Annotated in this window: 15 protein-coding genes; 5 read left to right on the plus strand and 10 right to left on the minus strand. The window is 71.1% G+C overall.

Annotated elements, in window-relative coordinates; genetic code table 11:
- The first annotated feature begins 298 nt into the window (after positions 1–298).
- Entirely contained in the window at positions 299–1,423 is a 1,125-nt protein-coding gene (locus tag K7C98_RS30085) for a hypothetical protein (RefSeq protein ID WP_224195246.1), read from the plus strand.
- Positions 1,424–1,776: 353 nt separating this feature from the next.
- Here K7C98_RS30085 and K7C98_RS30090 read toward each other — a convergent pair whose 3' ends face one another.
- The 5 genes from K7C98_RS30090 to moaD form a co-directional block, all read right to left on the minus strand.
- Positions 1,777–3,096: a DUF1501 domain-containing protein gene (locus K7C98_RS30090; RefSeq protein ID WP_224195247.1), complete on the minus strand. Its 1,320-nt coding sequence runs from the start codon at positions 3,094–3,096 to the stop codon at positions 1,777–1,779.
- A gap of 25 nt (positions 3,097–3,121) precedes the next feature.
- Positions 3,122–5,428, minus strand: coding sequence for a DUF1588 domain-containing protein (locus K7C98_RS30095; protein WP_224195248.1), 2,307 nt, complete (start codon positions 5,426–5,428; stop codon positions 3,122–3,124).
- Positions 5,429–5,686: 258 nt separating this feature from the next.
- Positions 5,687–8,143 carry an ATP-binding protein gene (locus K7C98_RS30100; RefSeq protein ID WP_224195249.1) on the minus strand — a complete coding sequence of 819 codons (2,457 nt, stop codon included), beginning with the start codon at positions 8,141–8,143 and terminating at the stop codon, positions 5,687–5,689.
- A gap of 312 nt (positions 8,144–8,455) precedes the next feature.
- A complete protein-coding gene (locus K7C98_RS30105; protein WP_224195250.1) occupies positions 8,456–11,449 on the minus strand; it encodes a hypothetical protein in 2,994 nt (997 codons plus the stop codon).
- Between the two features lie 206 nt (positions 11,450–11,655).
- On the minus strand, positions 11,656–12,327 hold the full coding sequence (gene moaD, locus K7C98_RS30110; protein ID WP_224195251.1) for a molybdopterin converting factor subunit 1: 672 nt from the start codon (positions 12,325–12,327) through the stop codon (positions 11,656–11,658).
- 270 nt (positions 12,328–12,597) lie between these two features.
- Between moaD and K7C98_RS30115 the strand changes: the two genes are divergently transcribed.
- On the plus strand, positions 12,598–13,512 hold the full coding sequence (locus K7C98_RS30115; RefSeq protein ID WP_224195252.1) for a hypothetical protein: 915 nt from the start codon (positions 12,598–12,600) through the stop codon (positions 13,510–13,512).
- A 120-nt stretch (positions 13,513–13,632) separates the two neighbouring features.
- On the plus strand, positions 13,633–15,930 hold the full coding sequence (locus tag K7C98_RS30120) for an NADP-dependent malic enzyme (RefSeq protein ID WP_224195253.1): 2,298 nt from the start codon (positions 13,633–13,635) through the stop codon (positions 15,928–15,930).
- A gap of 90 nt (positions 15,931–16,020) precedes the next feature.
- On the opposite strand, the gene def is transcribed toward K7C98_RS30120, so the two are convergent.
- The gene (def, locus tag K7C98_RS30125; protein WP_224195254.1) at positions 16,021–16,584 is read right to left on the minus strand and encodes a peptide deformylase; all 564 of its coding nucleotides are present in this window, start codon (positions 16,582–16,584) and stop codon (positions 16,021–16,023) included.
- 83 nt (positions 16,585–16,667) lie between these two features.
- Between def and K7C98_RS30130 the strand changes: the two genes are divergently transcribed.
- Positions 16,668–17,072 carry a (2Fe-2S) ferredoxin domain-containing protein gene (locus tag K7C98_RS30130; protein ID WP_224195255.1) on the plus strand — a complete coding sequence of 135 codons (405 nt, stop codon included), beginning with the start codon at positions 16,668–16,670 and terminating at the stop codon, positions 17,070–17,072.
- A complete protein-coding gene (locus K7C98_RS30135) occupies positions 17,069–18,154 on the plus strand; it encodes an Mrp/NBP35 family ATP-binding protein (RefSeq protein WP_224195256.1) in 1,086 nt (361 codons plus the stop codon). The genes K7C98_RS30130 and K7C98_RS30135 overlap by 4 nt, the downstream gene beginning before the upstream one ends.
- 95 nt (positions 18,155–18,249) lie before the next feature.
- On the opposite strand, the gene K7C98_RS30140 is transcribed toward K7C98_RS30135, so the two are convergent.
- The 4 genes from K7C98_RS30140 to K7C98_RS30155 all read right to left on the minus strand — a co-directional run bounded on the left by K7C98_RS30140 (position 18,250) and on the right by K7C98_RS30155 (position 20,818).
- On the minus strand, positions 18,250–18,966 hold the full coding sequence (locus tag K7C98_RS30140; RefSeq protein ID WP_224195257.1) for an LON peptidase substrate-binding domain-containing protein: 717 nt from the start codon (positions 18,964–18,966) through the stop codon (positions 18,250–18,252).
- Positions 18,967–19,058: 92 nt separating this feature from the next.
- Positions 19,059–19,745, minus strand: a complete 687-nt coding sequence (locus K7C98_RS30145; protein WP_224195258.1) for a histidine phosphatase family protein — start codon at positions 19,743–19,745, stop codon at positions 19,059–19,061.
- Positions 19,742–20,326 carry a GTP cyclohydrolase I gene (folE, locus tag K7C98_RS30150; RefSeq protein ID WP_224195259.1) on the minus strand — a complete coding sequence of 195 codons (585 nt, stop codon included), beginning with the start codon at positions 20,324–20,326 and terminating at the stop codon, positions 19,742–19,744. The genes K7C98_RS30145 and folE overlap by 4 nt, the downstream gene beginning before the upstream one ends.
- Before the next feature lie 42 nt (positions 20,327–20,368).
- On the minus strand, positions 20,369–20,818 hold the full coding sequence (locus tag K7C98_RS30155; RefSeq protein WP_224195260.1) for a MerR family transcriptional regulator: 450 nt from the start codon (positions 20,816–20,818) through the stop codon (positions 20,369–20,371).
- Positions 20,819–20,889 lie beyond the last annotated feature (71 nt).

Below are 20,889 nucleotides of genomic sequence, written 5' to 3' on the forward strand. Positions count from 1 at the left end.
ACGCGTGCTGGTTGCAGCCGAGTTAATGAGTGGCCGCGCGGGGGCCTCGAGAGCGAGGAGGCCGGCTCGCGCGTTCACAGGGGAGCCCTCCGACCGCCACACGCGCGCTCATCGATGTGGAGCTCGGCGATGCGCGTTGATGGTCGTAAGAACATGTTCTCAGGGTCATGTCATCGAGCGGCACCGCTCGTCCCCGCGATGCGCCTGCGGAGGCGCGCATCCGTCCGTTTGTGGGTGTCGTGGGCCGGGGCTGCACGCTGGTTTGCTTGCGGCGCGCTGTTGCGGTAGGCGTCTGCTCGTGCGTACCTACCGTCTCCCTTCATACCCCTACGGCAGCGCGCCTGGCCTGCCGCTTCGTCTCCTCGTGTTCGCCGTGATCGCCGCCTGTGGCGACACTCCGCCCGCCGGCGACACCGACTCGACCAGCGGCCAGGCGACGGAGACCACCACCGAGACCGCGACGGCGTCGACCAGCGGGGGCGTGACGCCGACGACCACCGCGGCGACGACGGGCCTCGACACGAGCAGCACGACGGACTCTGCTACGAGCACGACCTCGACGAGCACGACGGAGCCCGTCACGAGCACGACCTCGACGAGCACGACGGAGCCCGGCACGAGCACGACCTCGACGAGCACGACGGAGCCCGGCGCGAGCACGACCTCGACGAGCACGACGGAGCCCGGCACGAGCACGACGGACAGCGAGACCGGCGTCGACCCCTGCGGACCGGACGGCGAGGGGCCGCTCCTGAATTGCTACGAGGGCTGCCCGGCGGAGCTGTTCGCGGTCATGCCCTACGTCGAGGAATTCGCCGAGCAAGCCGGCTACGACGCCCATTGGACCGGGAACTGGGACGCGCCCGTGCTCGCCGACGGCGCGCTGACCTTCGGCCCGCACCCGCTGACGCTCGATTGGTGGGACAACTACAGCCCGACCACCTCCAAGGAGAAGTACGGCGACACCCTGCAGTGCGCGCGCGTCCGCATCACGCCGCCCGCGACGGCGATCGAGGACGACGACCTGTTCGAGATCACGGTCCGCCTGCCCGAGGGCGCGATGTATGAGACGTCCGGCATGACGCTGACGCTCGACACCGCGAACGAGCAGGTGCTGCTCCGCAGTCGCATCGGCCAGGTCGAGTGGGTCGACTACACGGACGCTCCGCTCGCCTTCGACCGCGACGTCGAGAACACCATCGACGCGCTCGTCTATGGCCAGGGCGACAAGTACGTGGTCGAGGTCCGCAACGCCGCGTACCCGGACGACGTCGTCGTCGTGACGGCCGAGGCGACGCTCGGCGCGACCGGAGAGACGACCTTGCTCGGGTGGCGCGACAGCAAGACCGTGTACGTCGACCGCCTGGTGATCGGCGAGCCGTCCGCCGCGGTGTACGACCGCCTCGTCGCCGAGCTGCCGTGAACGTCCGGGCTCGTCCGGCGACGAGCGGGGCCGGCGACGATCTGCGCCGGGCGGGCGAGGGGGCGGCGCGGTGGGACGCAGCGAGGGCTCCGTCACGCGAGCGGGACTCGTCCGGCGACAAGCGGGGCCGGCGACGATCTGCGCCGGGCGGGCGAGGGGGCGGCGCGGTGGGACGCAGCGGGGGGCTCCACGCCTGACGCGCAGACGGCGGGCCAAACTCCGGACACGCGTCATCTTCCATCGCCGTCGAGCATCTGGCGTGGAAGGACGCGCGTCGCGACGGGACCCGCCGCGCCGCCCCCTCGTCCGCCCTCTCGAGAATTGACGGGCCCCGCGTCTTCGGACCCGCGAGATTAGCCGGACAGCAGCTTGGGCATGTCCTCGCCGGCCAGCGGGAAGCGAGCCGTGACCTCGGCGGTGTCGATGCCCGCGAGCTTGCGCAGCGCGAGGTGGATGCTCTCGGGCGTGAGCTTCTTGCCCTTGCCGACCGTCAGGCTCGACGGGTCGATGAGCGCGCCGTACTGCTCGGCGTCGGTGGCCCCGACCACGCGGTTCCCCTTGATGCCCTTGCCCATCATCATCACGCTGGTGACCGGCCAGTGGTCCTTGCCGGCGTACTCGTTGTCGCCGTTGTAGCCGGGCCCGCGGGCGAAGTCGGAGCCGATGATCACCGTCAGCTTGTCGGCGATGCCGGCGGCCTCGGCCTCCTGCATGAAGAAGTCGACGCCGGCGAGCAGCTTGGCCAGCTGGCGCACCTGGTCGCGGTCGTGGCTGCCGTGGGTGTCGAAGCCGCCGATGTTGAGGTTGGCGGCGACCGCCATCTTCGCCTTGAAGGCGGCGACGGCGAACTGACTCTGCTGCATGAAGCCCTGCAGGTCGCCGAGCTGGTAGCCGGGCAGCGTCGCCGGCTCCGCGGGCAGCGTGAGGCCCTTCAGCAGCTTCTCGCCGCCGCGCGCCAGGAACAGCTCGTTCATCGCCGCCTTGGTGCGCGGCAGGCGGGCGGCGGCCATCTGCGCCTCGAGCCGCTCGGTCTGGGCCTTGCGGATCCGCTCCACTGTCTTGTCGGCGTGGAACTTGTCGGTGTCGGGGTTGTTCGGGTCGGTGAGGTTCGGGCTGCCGATCTTCTTGACCGCGTCGACGCTGCTGATCCGCGTCAGCGGGATGAGGCCCTCGGTCGCGTCGAAGCCGCCCGCGCTGACGTAGGCGAACGTGCTCTCGGGCGCCCGCGCGGCGGCCGCCAGCGCGCCGAACGACGGGAAGCCCTCGGGCAGGCGGCCGCTCCAGGTCGCGCGCGAGCCGGCGTCGTGGTTGTTGGTCGCCATGTCGACGCCGTTGAGCACGAGCAGCTGGCTGGCGTACTTGGTGAAGAAGTCGGTGTTCGACATCAAGTACGCGACCTCGGCCTCCTCGAGGCCGAGCGCGACCGGATCGAGCGCGAGCGGGGCGTAGGGGATGTTGCCCTGCGTGGCCGCGGCGGAGTACAGCCGGTTGAGCGGGCCCTGCTCCTTCGGGTCACACAGGTACACCGGGTCCCAGCCGCCGGAGGCGTTGATGAGCACGAAGTACGGGCCGTCGTACGGCTCGGCGTCGGCGAGGGCGCGGCGCACCCCCAGCGGCGCGGCGACGGCGAGCCCGGTCATGGCGGCGATCTTCAAGAAGTTGCGGCGATCCATGGTGGTAGCTCCTTCGTCGTCGGCGTCACTCGTAGAGGAACTTGTAGTCCGACAGCATGTACGTCATCACCGCCATCCACGCGCGGATCGTGTAGTTCTTGTCGGTCTCGATCTTCTCGGCGTCGGGCAGGTCGACGTTGGTGTTGGGGTTGACGCGGGCCTGGCACCACCAGCTGAGCCACTCGTTCTCGGCCCCGCTGGCGACGTTGGCCGCGCCCTCGCGCCATGTCTCGAGGAACAGGTTGTACGTGCGCTCGACCTCGGGGTCGTCGGCCGCCAGCTCCTCGCCCAGCATGCGCTGGTGCAGGTGGACGATGTTGTCCTTGATCGCGGCGATGTTGTCGGGCACCTCGGCGCCGTTATCGCTCAGCGGGACGTGGTCGAGCGTGACCTTCGGGAACAGCTTGCGCTTGTCGGCCGCGCGCGAGAAGTCGTAGGCCGTGACCGCGCAGGCGACCTCGTTGGCCATGCGCCCGGCGACCGCGCCCATGATGCCGTTCATGTGCGGCAGCCGCTGGGTGATGCTGTCGGAGTCGATGCCGCCGTAGAGGATCCGGTAGTCGGTGGTCAGCCAGTCGCTCAGGTCCCAGCCGCGGATCCACCGGATCCCGGTGGTGGCCTCGATCTTGTTCGCCAGCAGCTCGGGGGTCGACAGGCGGCCGTGACCGACGGCGCCGAGCTCCTCGCTCTCGGCCTCGGACAGCTCGGTCTTGTCGATCGTGAGGCCGCGGAAGTACGGGCTCATGACCACGCTGACGATCAGCGTCTTGAGGTTGTAGTCGTCGGCCACGAATTCGTCGCCGATCTGGCGGAACAGCGCGTCCTGGGCCTCCCACGCGCGCAGCTTGGCGCTGTACAGCGGGTCCTCCGGCTCGGACGGGAACAGCAGCGGCTCGGTCCCGGTCAGCGCGCGGAAGACGGTGTGCACGCTGGCGATCACGAAGCGCGGGTCCTTGACCAGCCGCGCGGCCAACCACTCGAGCGACTTGGGGAATTCCGACTTCGGGATGTCCTCGCCGTCGAAGCCGGGCGCGAACATCTCGGGGAACCACTCGCGCGTGGTCAGGACCTCCATGTCGTAGTCGTCGTAGTTCTGGAACGCGCCGGCCACCGGGTCGATGAGCTGGTGGCAGAAGTTGCACTGCTTGTCGTCGCGCGTCGGGTTGGTGTACGCCTCCGACAGCGACGGGTCGATCGGCCGCTCGCCGATCCGCAGCACGTCGGTGGCGAGGAACAGCTTGTAGGTCATCCGCGCGCGGTGGCGGTTGCGGTTGGTCGGCGTGGTCGGGAAGCGGTTGAGGAACATCGGCGAGCTGAGCACGCCGGCGTGCGGCAGCGTCTTCTTGCCGCCGCGCATCGTGAACAGCTTGGCCTCCTTGAACTCGCGCGGGTCGGCGGCGTCGGCGAAGTCGAGCTGGACGTTGTAGAGCTGGGCCGAGAACGGGTTCAACACCGTGTAGTCGGCGGTGAGGATCTCGGTGAAGGGCCGGTCGTTGCGGACGATGTAGTTGATGAGGTCGAGCGGCTCGCGCGCGGCGGCGCGGTTGACCTGGTACCTCAGGTCGTCCTGACCCTCGAGCCCGTCCCACCACGCGCCCGCCTGCGGGAAGTCCTCCGAGCTGAGGATGTTGACCGCGAAGCCGGTGTAGACGAGGTAGCGGTCGGTCAGCAGGACGTCGTTGAAGATGTCGCCGAGGCGGTCGTAAAAGCCGTCCTCCTCGAGCACGCCGCGGACGACGTCGGCCAGCGCGTCGTCGCCGGCGGCCGCGTCCTTGAGCTCCTGGGCGCTCGGCAGGCGGCCGGCGAGGTGCAGCGTGGCCTTGCGCAGGGTCTCCTCGGGGCTCATCAGCTCGACGGCGTCGAGGTCGGCGCCGTCGTTGTCGGGGCACTCGCGCGGGGCCTTGAGCTGGGCGAGCAGGGTCTCGAGGATCCGGTACTCCTCGCTGCCGGCCTTGATCACCTCGCCGCCGCCGTGCTTGGTCCTGGCCGTGGGCTTGGCCAGCAGCGCCGAGAGATCGTCGTAGCTGACCGAGGCGTTCTCGCTGACGGAGGCGAGGTTGGCGTCGAGGAAGCCGGGGTAGGAGGCCGGCAACAGGCGAAACTCGGCCCCCTGCTCCTCGGCGATGCCGGCCGGCCCGTGACAGGTGATGCAGGTCTTGCCGAGCACCTTGGGCCACACCTCGTTGGCGAAGTACTCGCGCGTCGAGACGCAGCTGTCGCCGTCACCACCGTCGCCGCCGTCCTTGCAAGCGCCGAGCGCGGCCGCGGCGATGCCGGCGACGCCGAGAGCCAGAAGCGTTGGCGCGGAGCGCCGTTTGCCAGTCGAGGTCATGCGAAGCCTCCCCCACGCTGGGGCACGGTCGCAAGGTATCGCGGCGCCGGCGATCGCGGCAAGCGTGGCAAACGGGGGCGAACGGCCTCGCGGCGCGCGGGCCGGTACCCAGGGAGGTCGAGGGGTCGCAGTTCCGCGCGCACAGAGCGGCTGGTCGTGCGGACATGTGCGGACGGGAGCTCACCGAGGTCGCGCGCATGGTCGACCGACGATGAATTGAGTCAGCGCGGCGCGGGAGCTCGCGCTCGTGCTCGACGATCACATCTTGAGCCGCACGGTCTCGTCCATCGACATCGGGCTCTTGTGCGGCTTCCACGAGCCGCTCTCGCGGATGCCGGCGTAGCTGACGGGGACCGTGATGGTGAAGCTCGAGCCGACGCCCGGCGTCGACACGACGCTGATGTCGCCGCCCATGAGGCGAGAGAAGCGGCGGGTGATGGCGAGCCCGAGGCCGGTGCCGGTGGTCTTGCGCGCGGCGGGCTGGGCGACCTGCGTGAAGGGCTCGAAGAGGGTGGCGAGCGCGGCCTCGGGGATGCCTCGGCCGGTGTCGCGGACGGTGAAGGCGAGGCAGATGAGGCCCGCGGCGCTGCGCTGCTTGAGCGCGAGCACGATCTCGCCGTCCTCGGTGAACTTGGCGGCGTTGCCGAGCAGGTTGAGCAGCGCCTGCCGCAGCTTGTGGCGGTCGTTGTACATCGGCGCGGGATCGTGGGCGATGTCCACCACCAGCTTGTTGCGGCCGGCGACGACCAGCGGACGGATCGCGTCGGCGACCTCGCGCGCGAGCCGGGCGGCGTCGAACTCCTCGAGCACCATGTCCATCTTGCCGGCCTCGATCTTCGACAGGTCGAGGATCTCGTTGATGATCGTCAGCAGGTGCTGCGCCGACTGGACGATGTTGTCGGCGTCGCGCGCGAGCCCGTCGCTGCCGTGCTCACGGGCCTGCTCGTGCAGCATCTCGCCGTAGCCGATGATCGCCGTCAGCGGGGTGCGCAGCTCGTGGCTCATGTGGGCGAGGAAGGTGCTCTTGGCGCGATTGGCGGCCTGGGCCTGATCGATCGCGGCGCTCAGCTCGCGGTTCAAGACCTGCAGCCGGCGCTCCTGTTCGCTGCGCTCGGCGACCTCGGCCTGCAGCCGGCGGGTCTGCTGCTCCTGCGTGCGCAGGAGGGCGCCGACCTGCTCGGCCATGAGGTCGAAGCGGCGCGCGAGCCCGGCGATCTCGTCGCTGGCGAACCGCGCCGGCCCGCAAGAGTCGTCGCCGGTGAAGCGAGCCATGGCGGCGGCGAGGCGGGCGATCGGGGCCGCGAGCCGGCGACTGAACACGAACGCGCCGAGGCTGGCGAGCGCGGCGACGAGGAGGGTGACCCCCTGGATCCGGCGCGTGCGCTCGGCGGCGATTGCGGCGAGGTCGACGGGGTCGCGCACGAGCGCGAGGGTCCACTCGACGCCGGCGATCCGCGCGACGCTGGCGAGGCGACCGTCGGCGAGCGCGAGCGCGGCGGTGTCGTGCGCGGCGGAGCGTGGCAGCTGCGGGAGGCGGAGGTCGGTCGCCGGCGCGGGCGGCAGGGCGGCGTAGCCGGGCACGCTCGCGGCGAGGTCGTCGGCGCCGAACAGCGGGCGGTCCTCGCGATCGCGGAGCAACACCAGCGCGCCGGTCTCGCTGGCCGCGGCGGCGCTCCACTCGTGCACGAGGCCGGGTCGCAGCGCGAGCGCCAGGGTGCACGGGCTGTCGTGCTCGCTGCGCACCGGCGTCGAGAGGATGAGGACGTCGCGACCCTCGCCGTCGAGCGCGAGCGCGACGGGGGTCACCGGCGCGGCGGCGACCGGGAACTCGCCGACGGCGACCACGCGCTGGCCGACGCCACCCCACAACCCGGCGGCGCGGACCTGCGAGTCAGGGCGCTCGCTCCAGCGCCGCAGCTGGCTCGCGAGCGCGGCGCGGGCGGCCGCGTCGCCGGAGCAGGCGCCGCGGGCCGCGTCGCCGTCGCCGAGGGCTCGCAGCGGCGCCTGTCGAACGGCGAGGAAGCCGCTCCACGCGCTCGCCGAGCGGGCTGCCCGATCGGACATGTCCGCAAGTGCGATCTCGCGGTCGAGCGCGGCCAGGCGGTAGCGCGCGTCGACGCGGGCGGCGAGCAGCGGCGCGAGGGCGACCAGCAGGGTGACGAGGGTGAGCTTGATCTTCAGCGAGTAGCGCGGGAAGTCGCGCAGGGCCAGCACGCCGGCGGCGATCAGCGCGACGACGCAGGCGACGTCGCGCAGCGGACCGCCGGGCGACTCGGCGGCGCGGGTCGGCAGCGGCACCAGATCGAGCGCGCCGAGAGCCAGCGCGCCGAACACGGCGACGACGGCCCAGCGGTCGAGGCGCGCGGGCGCGAGGACCCGCGGGGCGGTGGCGAGGATCAGGAAGGCGGCGGCGCAGCCGAGGATCAGCAGCGGCTGATCGAAGAGGACGCCGTTGCCGGCGAGGACGGCGAACACGGCGATGTAGCCGAGCTCGAGCGCGCGGCCGGGCTCGCCGAGGCGGGCGCGACGATGGGTGACGACGCAGGTCGCCAGCAACATCGACGCGAGCCCGAGACCGACCAGGTCCTGCCAGGCGTGACGCGTCGGCAGCTGCACGAGCTTCACCAGCGTCAGCACGCCGCTGACCGCCACGACCGACGCGAGCACACCTCGCACGAGTCGAACCCGGCCCTCGTGTTCTGGATCGGTCTCCATCCCCGCGCGCGTAGTCTACAGGCTACACGGGACGCGCGCAGGCGGGTCTGCCGCGCCGCAAACTCTCGCCGGCGCCGCGCGGGGCCGCCCGGGACCCCGCACCGGAGGACGAGGATCGGGTCCCCGCATGCAGGTGGATGTCCGAAGGGACAGGTGGTGAGGATGCGCGGGCCGATCTGGGTACAGGGAGGCGCGGGCGTGGAGATGTCCGAAGGGACAAGTCGAGCGGGCGCAGCGACCGGTCTGCGCACGGATGTCTGAGAGGCCAGGTCGAGCCCCGGCGGACGGGGATGTCCGGAGGGGCAGGTCGTCTCATCGTCCGGCGTAGGCGCGGAGGGCCTCGTAGGCCAGGCGCTCGCCGCGGAGCTCGGCGTCGGCGACGCCTTCCATGTTGTGCTCGGCCCAGGCGCGGCGGTCGGCCTCGTCGCCGGCGAGCTCGCGCGCGACCATGCCGGCGATCGAGCGCATGCCCTTGCTGAGCAGCGCGCTGTTCTTGGCGTCGAGCTCGTCGAGGCGGCTGCGCAGGCGGGCGGTGTCGCGGGCCTGGAGGGCGTCGAGGGCGTCGAGGAAGGCGAGGACCTCGGCGGGGGCCTTGTGCTCCTGGGCGGTGCTGCGGACCTCCTTCCACCAGGCGACGTCGTCGAGGCGCAGGTGCGGCACGAGGTTGATGTAGACGCCGTAGGTCTTCTCGACCCACGCGTCCCAGTCGTCGATCCCGGCGGTGATCCGGCGCTGCTCGTCGACCCACTGGTTCATGGTGGTGAGGCTGATGTCCTCGGCGAAGCGCAGGGTCGGGTCGGCGTGGAAGCGCAGCAGGGCGACGGCGGTCTCGGCCTCCTCGAACACGTGGGGGGCGCGGCGGTCGCCGATCCCCCTGGCGGGGTAGGGCCGGCGCTCGATGCCGCCGAGCACCTCGAGCAGCGGCGCGGGGGTCCAGCGGATCCGGTGGAGGAAGCCGGCCGACTCCTTGAGGAAGCGGGCCTTTTCGGCGCCGGTGTCGAGCAACGGCATGGCGTCGGAGTTGGCCGGGCGGCCGGCGAGGAACGGGTGCAGCATGCGGCGGTTGGCGACCACGAGGTTGTCGACCTGGCCGATGTCGTGCACGCCGAGCAGCTCGAGCTCGGGCTTCATCGCCGCCCACGCGAGCGGGGCGTCGCTGAGGCGCCCGAGCTCGCCGTCGGCGACCGAGAGGATCACCCAGTCGCTCGCGCCGACGCGGAGGATCTGGTAGTCGCTGAACTCCTGGTCGAGGGCGGCGAGGACGGTCAGCAGCAGCTCGTCGCTGAGCTCGTAGCCCTGCAGCCACTGGGCGAGGATCCCCCGCGGCTTCAGGTAGCGCTTGGCCTCCCGGTAGAACTCGACGGTGAACAGGCTCGAGACGCCGCTGACCCACGGGTTGGTCGGCTCGGACACGATGATGTCGAACCGCCGCGCGGCGCCGGCGAAGTAGGCCTTGGCGTCGTCGAACCAGAAGTTGTTGCGCGGGTCGTCGTAGGCGCGCGCGTTGGCGGGGTAGAAGTTGCGCGAGCCCGTCACCATCTCGCGCTCGATCTCGATGGTGTCGAGGCGCTGCAGCGTCGGCGAGCCGAGCAGCACGTGCGCCGTGACCCCGGAGCCGAAGCCGATCAGCGCGACGTCGGTGGCGTCGGGGCGCGACATCAGCGGCAACAGGCCGACCAGCACCTGGTTGGGCTCGTCGCCGGCGAAGTCGGGGCCGAGCTCGGGGTCGCGCTCCTTGGGGTAGCGGTTGAGCACGACCGAGGCGTCGGGCTTGCCGTTGGTGTAGATGACGCGGTACTCGCGTTCGTTGGTGAGGCGGACGACGGAGACCGAGGCGGTGCGGCCGTCGACGTAGGACAGCAGCTCGAAGCCCTCGGGCAGGCGGGTGCGGCCGTTGCGGAACACGGTGGCCGACAGGACCATGGGGTCGATCTGGACGACGAACAGGCCGAACGCGAGGGTGAGCAGCGAGCTGCCGGCGGCGACCCGGCCGAAGCGGCGGATCTCGGCCGAGTTCTTGGCCCGGCGGGCGTCGCCGAACACGAGCGCGAGGCCGAGGGCGACGTCGACGGCGGCGCCGAGGACGATGACGCGCTGCATGCCGATGATGGGCATGAGCACGAGGCCGGCGAGCACGGCCCCGGCGATCGCGCCGAGGGTGTTGAAGCCGTAGACGCGGCCGATGACGCCCTCCGGCTGGCCGCGGCGCAGCAGCACGTGGGTGATGAGCGGCAGGGTCATGCCGGCGCAGAAGGTCGCCGGGAACATGATGAGCAGGCACAGCGCATAGCGGAGGACGTTGAACTGCAGCCACAGCGCCTCGGTGCGGGCGCCCTGCGCGTCGACCAGCAGCCAGCCGATCGCCTCGACCGCCCATTGATAGGCCGGCAGGGTCGCGATCGCGGCGACGCCCATGATCAGCTGGACGATGCCGAGCACCAGCTCGGGCCGCTTGAAGCTGTCCATCCGCTTGCGCACCCACAGGCCGCCGATCGCCAGGCCGAACACGAACGCCGACAGCATGACCTCGAACGAGTGGGTGGCGCTGCCGATGATCATCGACAGCAGGCGGATCCACCCGATCTCGTACATGAAGGAGGACAGACCTGTCCCGAAGGCCACGAGCAGGAGCAGCTTGACGAGGTCGTCGGTGCCGGCGCTGACGCTGGTGTCCTCGGTGATCGGCTCGTGCTGCTTCTTGTGGGCCAGGGCGATCAGGGCGATGAGGACGTTGAGCCCGGCGGCGCAGGCGAGGGTGCCGGGCAGGCCGAAGTTGGCGACCAGCACGAAGCCCGACAGTAGCGCGCCGAGAGCCGCGCCGATGCTGTTGGTGAAGTAGAGGAAGCTGAGGATCTCGCCCGAGCGCGCGGGGTCGCGGCGGAGGATGCCGGCGCTCATCAGCGGGAAGGTCATGCCCAGGAGCACGCACGGCGGCAGGATCAGGAGGCCGGCCACGCTCCACTTGACCACGTCGACGGCGAACCCGCCGCCCATCTGCGGGAACACGTGGTCGTAGCACAGCCGCATGGCGGTCTCGCTGATGAGCGGGAACGCCAGCGCGTACAGGCCGATGCCGCCCTCGATCAAGCCGTACACGCGCACGGGGGCGCGCACGTTGGCCAGCTTGCGCGAGGCCAGCAGCGAGCCGAGCGCCATGCCGCCCATGAACAGGCTGAGCACGAGGACCTGGGCGGTGGCGGCGCTGCCGACGAACTGCTTGATGTAGCGCGACCAGATCGACTCGTAAATCAGGCCGCTGATGCCGGACAGGAAGAAGAGGAGGAAGAGCGGGGCGTAGCGGGCCATGGGCCGGGCGAGAGTACCCCAGCGGCCGGGCTCGTGGTCACCGGCGCGCCCGGTTGTCCGGCCGATCGTGCCAGTCGCCGTCGCCGCCGCGCCCGCGGGCAGGAGGGGCGGCCTCACGGCCGAGGCCGGCGCCGCGAGGTCGGGGCGAGGGGTCGAATGTCGTCAAGGACATGTCCAAATAGACATGTCAATGCTCGGCGGCGACGTCACGGCCCCTGCACGACCCACGCGTGGCCGTCGGTGGCGACCTCGCGCTTCCAGATCGGCACGTCCTGCTTGAGCCGCTCGATCGCGGCGCGGCAGGCCGCGAACGCCTCGGCGCGGTGCGGCGCCGAGGCGGCGACGATGACGGCGCTGTCGCCGATCTGCAGCACGCCGAGGCGGTGGTGGATGGCCACGCGCGCGCCGGGGGTCTCGGCCTCGACGGCGGCGCCGATCTGCTGCATCACCCGCAGCGCCATCGGCTCGTAGGCCTCGTACTCGAGGCGGGCGATGTCGTGGCCGCGGCTGCGGTCGCGCACGTTGCCGACGAAGATGTCGATGCCGCCGGCGCCGGGGTGCGCGACCGCGGCGACGACGTCGGCGAGCGACAGCGGGCGCTCCTTGATCAACTGATAAGCCGCCGGGCCGTCGTGACCGCCGCTGACGGGCGGGATGATCGCGACCTCGCTGCCCTCGCCGATCACGTGGTCGGCGGCGACGAACTCGTGGTCGACGGCGACGCGACACACCGAGAGGCTGGCCGAAAGCTCAGGTCGATCGCGGGCGAGGGCGGCGAGGAGGTCGCGGGCGGTGGCGCCGGCGGGCAGCTCGACGTCGACGCTGTCGCGGCGGAGGCGCTCGCGGAGGCCCGCGAACAGCAGGACGCGCAGGTGCATGGGCCGGCAGTGTACGCCCGGCGGCGGGGCGTCTTTCCAGATCGCGCGGGGCAGATCAAATTTCGCGCCGCGACCGGCGAGGCGGGGCCGGTACCCCACGAATTCGACGCCGTCGCGTAGGCGGATATCCTACATGCCCGTTCGTGATCCCATCGAGATCACCGCGAACTCGTAACCTCGCCACCGACGCCTATGATGCCGATCGCTCCGAGAGACTCGACCGCGTCCGACCTGCGCGGCCGTCCAGCGCCAGCCCAGCGCTCTGCCGCGATGAAGTCCCACCGCTCCGCTCACGCCCCCGCGCTGCGCCTCGTGGACGCCGAGTCCCGGGCCGATGGCGATGTCCGCGACCCGAGCCCGGACGGCGTCCGCGACGCCGAGGCGGACGAGGACGTCGATGTCGATGTCGGCGCCGAGTTCGGCGACGACCTCGACCTCGAGGAGGAGGCGCTGGCGGCGGCGGCCGAGCGCGCCGCGGCCGGCGAGCTCGACGCGGCCAGCGAGGACGCGCTGCGCCAGTGGCTGCAGCGGCGGCTGTCGGCCTATCTGAAGCCGGGCCATCGCGCGCGCATCATCTTCACCGACAACGTCCACACCATGCTGTCGGTCAAGCGCGGGCAGGGCGTCTACACCTTGCGCATGCACCGAATGTTCGCGGCCGCCCCGCCGGCGGTGCTGCGCGCGGTGGCCCGCTACGCGCAGTCGCAGGACCGCGAGGCGGGGGCGCTGCTGCGCCGCTACATCGACGGCAACGAGCACCTGATCCGCGACGCCGAGCGGCCGCGGAGCCAGCAGCTCGACACCCAGGGCGCGCACTTCAACCTGCAGGAGCTGTTCGACGGCCTCAACGCGCGCTACTTCGGCGGCGCGATCGAGGCCAAGATCACCTGGGGGCCGCGGGCGCGCCGCAAGCCCGGGCGCGAGTCGATCAAGCTCGGCAGCTACTCCATCGAAGAGCGGCTCATCCGCGTGCACCCGGTGCTCGACGCCGCCGACGTCCCGCGCTTCTTCGTCGAGTGGATCATCTACCATGAGATGCTTCACGAGGTGCACGACATGCCGATCGTCGACGGCCGGCGGGTCTATCACACGCCCGAGTTCCGCCGCGCAGAGGCGCTCTTCGACCGCTACGCCGAGGCGGTGCTGTGGGAGCGGACGCAGGTGCACAAGCTGCTCGACCGCTAGCAGCCGCGGCGGTCGAGGGCCGCGCGCGGGTGCCTGCGCGCGCCCGTGAACCGGCGTGCGCGCCGGCAAGCGCGCCAGGAACGTGACGACGTGGGCCGCTGCGAGTATCTTGCAGCCCCTATGTCGAACCCCCGTTCCCAGCGCGGCAAGGATGCCCTCGAGTTCCACGCGAAGGGCCGCCCCGGCAAGATCCAGGTCGTCCCGACCAAGCCGCTCACGACCCAGCGCGACCTGTCGCTCGCGTACTCGCCGGGGGTCGCCGAGCCGTGCATGGAGATCTTCAAGGACCCGGCCGAGGTCTACAAGTACACGGCCCGCGGCAACCTGGTGGCCGTCATCTCCGACGGCACCGCGGTGCTCGGCCTCGGCGACATCGGCCCGCTGGCGAGCAAGCCGGTGATGGAGGGCAAGGGCGTCCTCTTCAAGAAGTTCGCCGACATCGACGTGTTCGACCTCGAGGTCAAGGCCACGAGCCCCGACCAGTTCATCGAGTGCGTGGCGGCGCTCGAGCCGACCTTCGGCGGCATCAACCTCGAGGACATCAAGGCGCCCGAGTGCTTCTACATCGAGGAGAAGCTCAAGCAGCGCATGAACATCCCGGTGTTCCACGACGACCAGCACGGCACCGCGATCATCAGCGGCGCGGCGCTGCTCAACGCGGTCGAGATCCAGAAGAAGGCGATCGGCGAGCTCAAGGTGGTCGTCAGCGGCGCGGGCGCCTCGGCGATCGCCTGCGCCAAGTTCTACATCAGCCTCGGGGTCAAGGCCGAGAACATCGTCATGTGCGACTCGAAGGGCGTGCTGTCGACCAAGCGCAAGTTCGAGGCCGGCGACCCCAAGCTCGAGTTCGTGCGCGACGTGCCGGCCGTCACCCTGGCCGACGCGCTGGTCGGCGCCGACCTGCTGCTCGGGCTGTCGCGCGCCGGCCTCGTCACGCCGGAGATGCTGCAGGCGATGGCGCCGCGGCCGATCATCTTCGCCCTCGCCAACCCCGACCCGGAGATCGACTACCCGACGGCCAAGGAGACCCGACCCGACGCGATCGTCGCCACCGGGCGCAGCGACTACAACAACCAGGTCAACAACGTGCTCGGCTTCCCGTTCATCTTCCGCGGGGCGCTCGACGTGCGGGCGACGCAGATCAACGAGGCGATGAAGGTGGCCGCCGCGCACGCGCTGGCCGAGCTGGCGCGCAAGGACGTGCCGCAGGTCGTCAACGCCGCCTACGGCGAGGAGTTCCACTTCGGGCCCGAGTACATCATCCCCAAGCCGTTCGACCCGCGCGTGCTCCACTGGGTCGCGCCCGCGGTCGCCAAGGCGGCGATGGACACCGGCGTGGCCCAGATCCAGCTCGAGCTCGACGGCTATCGCGAGCGCCTGCAGGGCCTGCTCGGCGGCTCGACCGCGGTGATGCGCAAGTTCGTGCGGATGGCCGCCGGCGCGCCGAAGAAGGTCGTGTTCCCCGAGGGCGACGACCCGCGGATCCTCAAGGCCTGCTCGATCATCACCGAGGAGCGGATCGCCCGCCCGATCCTGCTCGGTGACCCGCAGCGGATCGAGAAGCTCATCCGCGACCTGGACATCGACCTGCTCGAGGGGTCCTACGAGATCGTCGACCCGCGCGAGGACCCGGCCGCGTCGGCCTACGCGGAGATCTTGCACCGCCGCCGCGAGCGCAAGGGGGTCACGGCCGAGCTGTCGCGCCTGCTCATGCGCGAGCGCAACCACTTCGGGATGATGATGGTCGCCGAGCGCCGCGTCGACGGCATCGTCACGGGCCTCAACTTCTCGTACTCCGACACCATCCGCCCGGCCCTGCAGATCATCGGCATCCGCCCCGGCGCGCGGAGGATCTGCGGCATGTACCTCATGCTCCACAAGGGCGGCATGCTGTTCTTCGGCGACACCACCGTGAACCTCGACTACGACGCGACCACGCTGGCCGACGTCGCCGAGATGGTGGCCGAGGCGGCGCGCACGTTCGGCGTGACGCCGCGGGTGGCGATGCTGAGCTTTAGCAACTTCGGCTCGGTCCGCGACGCCCGCTCGACGATGGTGGCCGACGCGACGGCGCTGCTCCGCCGCCGCCGCCCCGACCTCGAGGTCGAGGGCGAGATGCAGGCCAACGTCGCCGTCGACTACGCGCTGATGCAGAGCATCTTCCCGTCGACGCAGCTGACCGGCCCCGCCAACGTGCTCATCTTCCCCAACCTCGAGGCGGGCAACGTCGCCTACAAGCTGATGCGCGAGCTCGGCGGCGTGCCGGCCGTCGGCCCGGTGCTGCTCGGCATGGCCCGCCCCGTCACGGTGCTCGAGCGCGACTGCTCGGTCGACAACATCGTCCACATGACGGCGCTGACCGTGGTCGCGGCCCAGAAGGAAGAGGCCGACGCGAGCGGCAGTCCGCAGCTGGTCTGAAGCCCGCGAACCGGAGAAAGCAGCGACGCCCCTCTCGCGCCTGGCGCGGAGGGGCGGAGCCGAGGCGAGCGGGCGACCGGCGCCCGCGGCTCACACGAGCTCGGGCAGGCTCGGGGCCGCGGCGGGCTTCTCGCCGTCGTGCTCGGCGTGCCAGCGCTTCATCTTGCGCTTGATGACTTCCTTCTTGATCGTGCCGACGAGGTCGATCATCAGCTTGCCGGTCAGGTGGTCGTGCTCGTGCTGCAGGGCGCGGCCGAGGAGGCCGTCGCCGTCGACCTCGACCGTGTTGCCGTCGAGGTCGCGGGCGCGGACCTTGGCCCAGCGCGGGCGCTTGATGTCGACGTACACCCCGGGGAAGCTCAGACAGCCCTCCTCGGCCACCGCGAGGCCCTTGCCCGTCTCGACCAGCTCCGGGTTGATGAAGACGAGCGGGGGGCTGTTGTCGTCGCCGCCGGCGGGGACCTTGCCGTCGAGGACGAAGATCCGCTCGAGGCGCCCGACCTGGATCGCGGCGATCCCGGCGGCGTTGAGCGAGTACATCGTGTCGATCAGGTCGCGGACGAGCTGACGGATGTCGTCGGTGATCTCGCCGACGTCGAAGGTCGCTTCGCGCAGCCGCTGATCGGGGTACTTGACGATGTCGAGGACTGCCATAACCTGTGCGTTGGCTCCGCCCGATATTGTAAGCCGGCGCGCCGGCCGAGCAAAGTCCCCGTGCTACAGGTGAGCGCCGCGCCATGAAGCAGCCTTCGCTCGTGTTCGTCTGTCAGAACTTGCGCGACCCGGACGCGATCCAGGGCAGCTGCATGCGTCGTGGCAGCAAAGACGTGCTCGACCGCCTCAAGCAACTCCGCGTCGAGCTCGGCCTCAAGACGCGGCTGCGCGTGATGGGTTGCACGTGCCTCGGACCGTGTGAGTCAGGGGTCACCGTGCTGGTGGTCGACGACGAGGGCGGCGCGACGTACTACGGGCGCATGGACGTGGCGACGGCGGACGCGCTGATGCGCGAACACGTGCTCGCGGGCGAGCCCGGCGAGGCGCTGCGGCGCCACCGCCTGCCCAAGGACAACCTGCTCGACCTGTCCGCGCTCGAGGGGCATGAGGAACCCGACGCACAGGCGGCGGAGGAGAAGAAGGCATGAGCGTCACCGTGGAGCAAGTGCTGGCCGCGTTGTCGGGCGTGAAGGACCCGGCGACCGGCCGCGAGATCGTCGCCGACCAAGTCTCTGACGTCCGCATCGACGCCGCGGGCGAGGCGAAGTTCAAGATCGACCTGATCTCGCCGGGGTTCCCGCTGCGCGACGCGCTCGAAGCGTCGGTCCGCGCGGCGCTCGCCGCTCGCAACCTCCGCGGCACCATCGAGTGGGGCCTCAAGGTGCCGCACAAGCCGGCGCGGCAGGACCTCAACCGCCTGCCGACGGTGAAGAACATCCTCGCGGTCGCGGCCGGCAAGGGCGGCGTCGGCAAGAGCACCGTCAGCGTCAACGTGGCGATGGCGCTGCACCGCCTCGGCGCCAGGGTGGCCGTGCTCGACGCCGACATCTACGGGCCCAGCGTGCCGAAGATGCTCGGCACCGCCGAGCGCGAGACGTCGACCACCCTCGCCGGCGACCGCATCAGCCCCGCGATGTACCGCGGGATCCCCGTCATGAGCGTCGCCTTCTTCGTCGAGCCCGGCAACGCCGTGGTGTGGCGCGGGCCGATGATCCACAAGCTGCTCAAGCAGTTCCTCGAAGACGTCGACTGGGGCGACATCGACTACCTGATCGTCGACCTGCCCCCGGGGACAGGTGACGCCCAGCTCTCGCTCGCCCAGCTGATCCCGATCACCGGCTCGATCATGGTCACCACCCCGCAGGAGGTCGCGCTCATCGACGTCCGTCGGGCGGTCAACATGTTCAACAAGCTCGAGGTGCCGGTCGTCGGCGTGGTCGAGAACATGAGCTTCTACGTGTGCCCGACCTGCGGCCACCACGACGCCATCTTCGCCTCCGGCGGAGGGGCGGCGCTGGCCCGCGAGCTCGGCGTCGAGCTGCTCGGCCAGGTGCCCATCGACAACCGCGTGTCCTACGGCGGCGAGTCCGGCGTGCCGGTGGTCGAGGGCGCGCCCGACAGCGAGCAGGCCAAGGCCTTCACCAACGTGGCCGCGCGCGCGGCCCTGGCGCTGAGCAAGCTCAGCGCGACGGGGCCCAAGCGCAGCAGCCTGCTGCGCACGGTGACCTGAGGCCTGTCCGCAAGGACAGGCGTGTCTCGGGAGACATGTCCTCTCGCGCATGTCTCGCGGGACACATGTCCCGCGAGACAGCCACAAGGCCGCGACTAGTTGAGCAGGATCGAGGCCTCGCTGCCGTCGCCGAGGCGGCGCAGGAGGGTGGCGGTGCGGTCGACCAGGAAGGTGAGCCGGTCCTCGGGGGTCTCGGCGGCCAGGCTCTGCTGCTGCAGGTCGACCAGCTCGCGCCGGGCGGCGGCCGAGGCGACGTCGTGGCCGCCCATGAGCTCGAGGCTGGGGAGGAAGGCGGTGAGGGCGTAGAGGAGGATCCGCGGGTCGGGCAGGGCCAGCAGCGAGCCGAGCGCGTCGCCGTCGTCGCCCGACAGCCGCGCCAGCCGCTCGATCTGCGAGCGCAGCAGCAGCAGCGACGACTTGTCGAACACGGGCGGCTCGGGCAGCGCGGCGGCCTCGACCTGGCGGAACAGGTTGGTCATCGGCAGCTCGCGCACGAGCTGCACGCGCCCCAGGCCCTCGAGGCGGATCAGTCGCCGACCGTCGGGCAGGCGCAGGTGAAACACCAGCTTGCCGAGCCCGAACACCGGTTCGATCGCGGGGCGGCGCTCGGCCGTCCGCTCGCCGCGGGGCCGCAGCAGCGGCACGCCGATGTGCTGGCCTTCATTCAACGCGTGGTCGACGAGCTGCAGGTAGCGCGGCTCGAACACGTTGAGCGGCAGCACCATGCCCGGCAGGAGGACGACGTTCGGCAGCGGGAAGATCGGCAGCGCCGCCAAAACTTCGGGCAGCGGTGTGGACCTGGCCGTGAGCATGGGGCGACGCTGCTTTATACCCCGCGAGCTGCCGGCCGCCACCAGTCCGCGGGCCAGCAGGCCGGCTGGTGCACAACCGCGCAGGAATTGCTCTAGCGAGAAAGAGCGGCGGTTTCGGTCGCTTCAGGGGTCCAGTTGACGAGGCCGATTCGTGTGCCCGCCCACGGGTCGGTTGCGCTCCAGGTGTCAGGCACGTCGACCCGGTTGAGCGACCCGTGGGCCTGTTCGAAGCGCGTGTATCCGGCCGGCCCGAGCCCCGCGGCGCAGGCCAGGACGACGCGGTTGACGGTGTTGTGCGCGACGATCACGACGGCCGGGGCCGGAGCGCGCCGCGACTCGCCGGGCCCGCGTCGATGACGGGCGACGAGCCCGACGACGCAGGGGACGACGCGTGCGGCCAGGTCGCGCACGCTCTCGGCGCCGGGCAGGCGATGGTCGAGGAGGTCGTCGTAGCCGAGTCGGGCGAGCTCGGGTACGCGTGCGCGCCCGTCGCGGAACGACACCTGCTCGAGCACGCCGAGGTTCATCTCGCGGAGCTCGAGCAAGGCGCTCGGCGCAGGGCGCTCGCTGCCGGTGGCGGCGATCCGCGCGGCACCGATCGCGGCCCGCTCGAGGTCCGAGCTGTAGATCGCGGCCAGCGGCACGGGGGCCAGCGCCTGCGCGACGGCGTCGGCCTGGCGGAGTCCACGCGGCGACAGGCCGACGTCGGCGTGCCCGATGAACATGTCCGAAGCGACAGGCTCGCCGTGGCGCACGAGGTACAGGCGGAGCGCGGTCACGCGAACAGCTGGGCCTGCAGATCGGGCCGGCTCGACATCTCGCCGCGCACCGAGCTGGTCACGACCTCGGCGTCGTGCTTGTTGTCGGGGATGCTGAGGCAGGTGTGGCGCCCACGCATGACGCAACCGGCCCCGCGCGCGCCGAGGTGCTCGACCAGCGCGTCGACGACGTCGTTGCAGGCGCGCTCTTGCAGGGTCAAACGGCGGGTGAAGCAGGCGACGAGATCGGCGAGGCGGCCGAAGCCCGCGAGCCTGGCGGCGGGTAGATAGGCGACGGTGGCGGTGCCGGTGTAGGGGAGCAAGTGGTGCGGGCAGAGGCCGTGGAAGGGGATCCCCCGCACGACGACGAGCGCCGATTCACCCTCGCCCTCGACCGGGTCGCCGAGGATCTTGGCGGGGTCCATGTCGAAGCCGGACAGGAACTCCTGCGACCACACGCGGGCGACCCGGCTCGCCGTGCTCGTGAAGTCCTTGTGCCCGCGGTCGACGCCGCAGGCGTCGAGGAGCGTCGTGATCGCCTGCTCGAGGGCGATCCGCCGGTCGTTCTCCGCAGGCTTGTCTTCGGCGCGCTTGGAGGACACTGCGCCCCGATATACCCGTTCCGCGCGGTCGAGGCACGTGCGCTAGCCGTCGCCACGCCAGATCAGGCGAAACCCTCGCGGCAATTCGCCGGGTTCGGGGAGCCGCTTGCAGTCGCGGCAGCAGGTGCGGTCGGGGGACGCCTGGGTGCACTCGCTGCACACCGCGAGCGCCTCGCGGGTGCCCTCGAGATCGCTGCGCAGCCGCGTGAGGACGTCGAGCTTGCGCTCGAGCTCGCCGAGGCGCGTGCGCAGGGCATGGTCGAGCTGACGGCAGGCGTCGCGGTCGCTGGCGGCGGCGCCACGGACCGCCAACAGCTCGGCGATCTCCTCGAGCGACCAGCCGGCCTCCCGCAGCGCGACGATGAAGTTGAGGCGGTCGAGCTCCTCGGGCGAAAACGCGCGGTGCCCCCCGCGCGTCCGCGTGGCCCGCAGCAGGCCCTCGCGCTCGTAGAACCGCACGGTGCGTGGTGTGCAGCCGCTCCCGGCCAGCATGTCCTTCAAACTGAGCGTCCGAGCCGTCCCCGCCATATGAAGAAACCTTACCTGTGACCTATCGTAACAGT

The sequence above is a fragment of the Nannocystis pusilla genome (assembly GCF_020073745.1).
Taxonomy (GTDB): domain Bacteria; phylum Myxococcota_A; class Polyangia; order Nannocystales; family Nannocystaceae; genus Nannocystis; species Nannocystis radixulma.

Coding starts and splice junctions, on each gene's coding strand:
- K7C98_RS30140 (WP_224195257.1), bottom strand. CDS start 18,966: ATGCTCACGGCCAGGTCCACACCGCTGCCCGAAGTTTTGGCGGCGCTG.
- K7C98_RS30130 (WP_224195255.1), top strand. CDS start 16,668: ATGAAGCAGCCTTCGCTCGTGTTCGTCTGTCAGAACTTGCGCGACCCG.
- K7C98_RS30115 (WP_224195252.1), top strand. CDS start 12,598: ATGAAGTCCCACCGCTCCGCTCACGCCCCCGCGCTGCGCCTCGTGGAC.
- K7C98_RS30100 (WP_224195249.1), bottom strand. CDS start 8,143: ATGGAGACCGATCCAGAACACGAGGGCCGGGTTCGACTCGTGCGAGGT.
- moaD (WP_224195251.1), bottom strand. CDS start 12,327: ATGCACCTGCGCGTCCTGCTGTTCGCGGGCCTCCGCGAGCGCCTCCGC.
- K7C98_RS30105 (WP_224195250.1), bottom strand. CDS start 11,449: ATGGCCCGCTACGCCCCGCTCTTCCTCCTCTTCTTCCTGTCCGGCATC.
- K7C98_RS30120 (WP_224195253.1), top strand. CDS start 13,633: ATGTCGAACCCCCGTTCCCAGCGCGGCAAGGATGCCCTCGAGTTCCAC.
- K7C98_RS30155 (WP_224195260.1), bottom strand. CDS start 20,818: ATGCTGGCCGGGAGCGGCTGCACACCACGCACCGTGCGGTTCTACGAG.
- K7C98_RS30135 (WP_224195256.1), top strand. CDS start 17,069: ATGAGCGTCACCGTGGAGCAAGTGCTGGCCGCGTTGTCGGGCGTGAAG.
- K7C98_RS30090 (WP_224195247.1), bottom strand. CDS start 3,096: ATGGATCGCCGCAACTTCTTGAAGATCGCCGCCATGACCGGGCTCGCC.
- def (WP_224195254.1), bottom strand. CDS start 16,584: ATGGCAGTCCTCGACATCGTCAAGTACCCCGATCAGCGGCTGCGCGAA.
- K7C98_RS30095 (WP_224195248.1), bottom strand. CDS start 5,428: ATGACCTCGACTGGCAAACGGCGCTCCGCGCCAACGCTTCTGGCTCTC.